A 5,032-nucleotide genomic window follows, 5' to 3' on the forward strand; every position below is an offset into this window, starting at 1 on the left:
GCTTGGCATCCGCGTAGTCGCTGCTCCCCTCATTCCCATCGGACGCATTCATCGCCATATCGCGCGGGTCCAGATAGCCTTCGAATGCGGATTCTGCAAAAGGACCTGCCAGACACGCAACTATCTCTTGGATCGCTTCATCGCGTTGGAAATGTCGATCCATATCGTTCTCGAAAATCGGCTTTAGCTCCGAGGTGAATCCTTGCGCTGAATAGAAAACCGTGCCTTCGACAAAACCACCGCACTCTCCGTCACCGGCGTCGGGGTAAATACTAACACTTGAGAAAGCAGGGAGTTCACGGTCGTCGTCGAACATCTGACGGTGCAAAACGATGGCGGCCACCGCGTGCCCGGCTTCGTGATGCGCCACAGACGGGAGAAGATATTGGGAGGCTACATTCATGCGGTGCGGCTCTCAGATCTAGTTTCCATCCAAGCCCTGATATCGGATTCAAGCCATGCGACTCGGCCGGGGGAGATGCGACGCCGCTTAGGGAACAGGCCTGCCTTCAGAGTCGCGCGGTCGCGCTCGAACTGCGTTCCACTGAAGTGCTTCAGGGTCTTTGCCGACTGGCCGGCGGCCCAGGCAAGTGCCCGCTCGCCTTCCACATCTTCAAGCCAAAGATAGAGATCGTCGTCGGGAGCATCCAGCGTTGGACGGACATCAAATGCGTTCATGTCCGGACAGCCTTCAGAAAGAAGGGATAGAGGCTTCCGTTTGATCGGGAACGCTTAGTGTTGGTAGCGGCGCCCACATGTTCGAAAAGCGTGATCATTGATGAGTTCTTCCAGTCGGTGCGGCATCGCAGTGCTTTTGCGCATAGGACCGCAATTGTCGTGCCAACTGGGAAAATCGTTTCGGAACAACGTGATCGCTCTGGCAGCGTTGTGTCAGATGTCCGACATCGTCGAGAATCCGACAACGAGTGCTCCTCCTAATCACCGGATCAACCTCCGGCGCCAGTCGGTGACACCGCATTCCTCTGTCTTTCCAGGAGACGGCGTGGACATCAATGCCGTTCCTCACCGAACCCGCCTCCTAGCCCTTCGCCCATACGTCACGGCCGCCCCCCGGTTTGGCTTCAACCTGAAGGATTACGGCGTCCTCTTCGCAGAGAAGATCGGGTTGTTCGTGGCGCGCGCAGCGGAGCCCAAGGAGCTTTTCTGGGTTGCGGATACTGGCATGTCGATATTACGACCGTGTGTCCTTCGACAAGCTTGGTGGCTTCTTCAACCAGAATCTCGCCGCGGAGATCGAATCGTTATCTGCGCCGCAAAGTGCGGCCGGTGAGCGGCGTGGCCCTGCGTTCCAGTTGGCCACGGTCCTCGCTGGGACGAGCAAGTAAATGGCTTGCGCAGCAACGGTGCGATCACACCTGGAGCACGGCGTCATCAGGAAAGCGCCATCCTTGTGCGCCCACGACACCCTGGTCGCCATCGGCCGCATCGCGGGGGGGCACTGTGGGCGATAACCATTCATTGATCTGGGCGATTGAGGGTTCTGCCGGGGCGCTATTGCTGCTCGGTAGGGCTGCGGGCTGGCGAGTCTACCAAGGCGAGCAACGACAGGCGAGACGGCAGACATTACGTGACGGAACTTGATATTGCAGTGCAGCAAGCGTAGAGCACCGCGCGCTTATCGGAGTGTCGTCCATGGCCCTTACCAATGCTGGTAACGAGGCAGAACCTGTCGAACAATCGAGCCATTCTGAGGTCGAGCAGCACAGCACCAAGGCGCTGATGTTGGGCGCACTAGGTGTCGTTTATGGCGATATAGGCACCAGCCCGATCTATGCATTTCGCGAGGCGTTGCATGCATCAGCGGGTGGCAACGTCGCCAGCCGTGGCGACATCCTCGGCGTACTCTCGCTGATCATCTGGTCCCTGACGATCACCGTGACGATCAAATACATCATGTTCGTGCTCCGCGCCGACAATCGAGGCGAGGGCGGAGTGCTGTCGCTTATGGCGCTGGCGCGCAACAGTTTCCCGACCTGCTCTGCGGTGATCCTCGGCATCGGCATCGGCATCGGCATCGTCGGCGCGGCGCTTTTTTTTGGCGACGCCGTCATTACGCCGGCAATCTCGGTACTGTCGGCGGTCGAAGGTATGAATGTCGTCACGCCGACGTTCCAGCCCTATGTGGTGCCGCTGACACTGGCCATCCTGGCGATCGTGTTTGCGGTACAGCGGTTTGGCACCGGCGGCGTAGGATTGGTGTTCGGACCCGTTACCGCGCTGTGGTTCCTGGCCATCGGCCTTTCCGGGCTCAACCACATCATGGACGACCCGGAAATCCTGCTGGCAATCAGCCCGCATTACATCGTGTCGTTCCTGGTCAACTCGCCTGACGTCGCCTTCGTTACGGTTGGTGCAGTCTTCCTCGCCGTCACCGGAGCCGAGGCGCTCTACGCCGACCTCGGCCATTTCGGCCGCAAGCCGATCGTGCTCGCCTGGCTGGCGATCGTGTTCCCTTGTCTGTTGCTCAATTATGTCGGGCAAGGCGCCTTCGTGCTGGCAAATGGCGGCGTTGTCGGTCATCCGTTCTTCGAGATGAACCAGGGCTGGACGCTTATTCCGATGGTCGTGCTTGCCACGGCGGCGACCGTGATCGCCTGCCAGGCGGTGATCTCCGGCGCCTTTTCGCTGACCAGGCAAGCGGTACAGCTCAACATGCTGCCGCGTTTCGTCATCCAGCACACGTCGGAAAAACAGTCGGGCCAGATCTATCTGCCGCGCATCAACCTGATGCTGGCGCTGGTGGTGATGCTGCTGGTGGTCGGCTTCGGCGAATCCAGCCGGCTGGCCTCGGCCTACGGTATTTCGGTGACCGGCAATATGCTGGTGACGAACATACTGCTTTTTGTTGTGATGACGCGCATCTGGAAATGGCCGCTCGGCGTCGCGATAGCCTTAATGGCGGTGTTCGTCTTCATCGATACCGGCTTCTTTGCAGCTAACATCGTCAAGGTATTCGAAGGCGGCTGGGCCTCGCTTGCCATTGCCGCAGTGATCGTGATGACCATGTGGACTTGGATAAGAGGCAGCAGGTATCTATTTGACAAGACGCGCAGGAACCAGATTCCGCTCGATTTCCTTGCGGGCAATCTGTTGAAGAAGAAACCGCAGCTGGTGTCCGGTACGGCCGTGTTCCTGACCAGCGATCCCGCCAGTGCGCCGACCGCGTTGATGCACAGCCTGAAGCACTACAAGGCGCTGCACGAACAGAACGTCATCCTCTCTGTGGTGACGGCGCAGCAGCCCGTGGTGCCCGACAGCGAGCGGATCAAGATGGAAACGATCAATGAGCTGTTCATGCGGGTGACACTGACCTTCGGCTACATGGAACAGCCTAACATCCCGCGTGCGCTGGCGATCTGCCGCAAGCAGGGTTGGAAGTTCGACATCATGACGACGTCCTTCTTCCTGTCGCGTCGCTCGCTCAAGGCGTCACCCAACTCCGGCATGCCGGTGTGGCAGGACAAGCTGTTCATCGGCTTGGCGCGCACGGCCGCCGACGCGACGGAGTATTTCCAGATCCCGACCGGACGTGTGGTCGAGATCGGAACGCAAGTGGCCGTTTAGGTATGCCCGGTTAAGCAGAATCAATTGGCATTTCGCGAGCCGGTGAATGCCTGACCGGGCGGAGGCCACGATGCTTGCGCCAAACTGGGGTCCGGTTCCAGGCCTGAAGCTTCCGGCCCCGAAAGCCGTCCTTTACGCCTGCGATCATTTCCGTTCCGCATTGTCTTGCCGACCCACCAGTCGAGATGCGCTGAAACGACCTCGCCGGGCAGCAACTTATCATTTGAACCTAATCGATGTGCCGCAAGTCCGACCTTCATTCTTCAGTTCACAGGCTAGCGTTGCCAAAATCGGCGTGCCGCCTAACCGGCGCCGCACCGTGACCTGTCAGGATGCTATGCAGGCGCGAGGCAGAAGCTGGCTCGAGGCCGCCGGCCTGGTGCTGGTCCGGCAGCGGCCGGGCTCGGCCAAAGGCTTCATGTTCCTCTGGAGGATGAGACGGGTGCGGCAAACGTCGTCGTCTGGGTCAAGATCTCTCGAGAAATTCCGGCGCGTGCTTCTTGCTTCGGCCATGCTCGGCGTCCGCGGACGCATCCGACGGAAGAGGAGGTGGTGCACCTCGTCGCCCACGAGCTGACCGATCTGTCGGCCGGGCTGGCCAGCGTGGGAAACCGCAAGACGCCGTTTCCGTTGCCGCACGGCCGAGGGACGAGGCTCATCACGGCGGATCGGGCATCGATCCGCGCGGCATGCCGAAGGGGCGCGACATCGTCGATGCAGTATGACCATATCGACCCTATCAAGTTCAAGACGCGTAACTTCCGGTAGCGCTTCCGGAGGCCACTTCAGCAGCATGTTGTGCACACTTTTGTCGGACCCTGTTAACTGCCGATTGGCAGCAGGTCACCCCGTGCCGGATCCCAAATGTCGTCGCTCTCAAGCGCAACGACTGCCCGCACCCTTTTTAAGTCAGCGAGCACCTCCACCGCCGGACGCCGCCCCGTTTCCTGAGCCGCGGCGTAACGGGTGTATTTGTGACTGTCCGGCTCAAACCACTTCAACGATTCCAAAGTAGCCATGGCATCGCCCTTGCGGCTGCGCGTGATGCGAATGATCGTGATCCCATCCTAAGCGCTCGCGTCGAATGGAGACACGCTGCCAACGCTTCATCTGCTCTACCCCATCTTTGTTCCAAGGCGGTCGGATCATCTCAATGAGCCCTGCCTCGGGGTGGCCAAAGCATGCATATTTATCGTTCGGCCCCGCATCGAATTATCATCTGCGATGTGGGACTCGATCTTGGGTTGGCGACGGCTTCGCTCCGGGAGTAGACGTCGGACCACTGATAAGTGCCGGACCTTCTCCACAATTTCTCGGCGGACTCATCGTGAACGCTCGATTGGACGTAAATGCGGTTCGCGGAAACGCAGGTCTGGCCGGCATTGCGGAACTTCGCCTGGACCGCACCGTCAACAGCACCGTCAATGTCGGCATCATCGAAGATGAT

At 59.5% G+C, this 5,032-nt stretch carries 3 protein-coding genes and 2 pseudogenes; 2 read left to right on the top strand and 3 right to left on the bottom strand.

The genetic code is table 11. The features are described 5' to 3' along the window. Both EN943_RS34860 and EN943_RS38915 read right to left on the bottom strand, forming a co-directional pair. Positions 1–403 (bottom strand): hypothetical protein (locus EN943_RS34860; RefSeq protein ID WP_164747208.1); only part of this gene is annotated, 403 nt, incomplete at its 3' end. Further along, positions 400–678 (bottom strand): AlpA family phage regulatory protein, encoded by a 279-nt coding sequence (locus EN943_RS38915; RefSeq protein ID WP_063169289.1) that lies wholly within the window; start codon positions 676–678, stop codon positions 400–402. The genes EN943_RS34860 and EN943_RS38915, both read right to left, overlap by 4 nt. A gap of 975 nt (positions 679–1,653) precedes the next feature. On the opposite strand from EN943_RS38915, the gene EN943_RS34870 reads away from it, so the two are divergent. Both EN943_RS34870 and EN943_RS34875 read left to right on the top strand, forming a co-directional pair. Then, entirely contained in the window at positions 1,654–3,585 is a 1,932-nt protein-coding gene (locus tag EN943_RS34870) for a potassium transporter Kup (RefSeq protein WP_063169287.1), read from the top strand. A gap of 307 nt (positions 3,586–3,892) precedes the next feature. Next, positions 3,893–4,353: pseudogene (locus EN943_RS34875) on the top strand (OB-fold nucleic acid binding domain-containing protein); the annotation flags it as partial. Positions 4,354–4,891: 538 nt separating this feature from the next. Here the strand turns inward: EN943_RS34875 and EN943_RS34880 are convergent. After that, a pseudogene (locus EN943_RS34880) lies at positions 4,892–5,032 on the bottom strand (aldehyde dehydrogenase family protein); the annotation flags it as partial.

The sequence above is a fragment of the Mesorhizobium sp. M7A.F.Ca.US.006.01.1.1 genome (assembly GCF_003997935.1).
Lineage (GTDB): Bacteria > Pseudomonadota > Alphaproteobacteria > Rhizobiales > Rhizobiaceae > Mesorhizobium.

What these genes read in the sequence shown, in the direction of transcription:
- EN943_RS38915 (WP_063169289.1), bottom strand. Translation starts at nt 678, where the DNA reads ATGAACGCATTTGATGTCCGTCCAACGCTGGATGCTCCCGACGACGAT.
- EN943_RS34870 (WP_063169287.1), top strand. Translation starts at nt 1,654, where the DNA reads ATGGCCCTTACCAATGCTGGTAACGAGGCAGAACCTGTCGAACAATCG.